Source organism: Delftia sp. ASV31, assembly GCF_016428765.1.
Lineage (GTDB): Bacteria > Pseudomonadota > Gammaproteobacteria > Burkholderiales > Burkholderiaceae_C > Comamonas > Comamonas acidovorans.
In genome coordinates this window covers 1-299 of sequence record NZ_JAELTK010000331.1, presented here as the reverse complement: position 1 = coordinate 299, position 299 = coordinate 1, and the positions used below count along the sequence as shown (strand labels likewise).

General features: G+C 74.2%; 1 pseudogene. It reads left to right on the top strand.

From position 1 onward, the window contains the following. Positions 1 to 160: 160 nt before the first annotated feature. Positions 161 to 299, top strand: a pseudogene (locus JHD82_RS29685) (tryptophan--tRNA ligase); the annotation flags it as partial.

Sequence of the window (299 nt, the reverse complement as noted above, 5' to 3'; positions counted from 1 at the left end):
CCCCCCCCCCCCCCCCCCCCCCCCCCCCCCCCCCCCCCCCCCCCCCCCCCCCCCCCCCCCCCCCCCCCCCCCCCCCCCCCCCCCCCCCCCCCCCCCCCCCCCCTTTTCAAGCAGACGACGGCATACGAGATCAACGTCAGCGTCTCGTGGGCTCGGAGATGTGTATAAGAGACAGGTCCAGCACATCGAGATGGCGCGCGACATGGCCTCCAGCTTCAACCACATCTACGGCGGCGAGTTCTTCACGCTGCCCGAGGCGCAGGTCGAGGAGAACGTGGCCACGCTGCCCGGCCTGGATG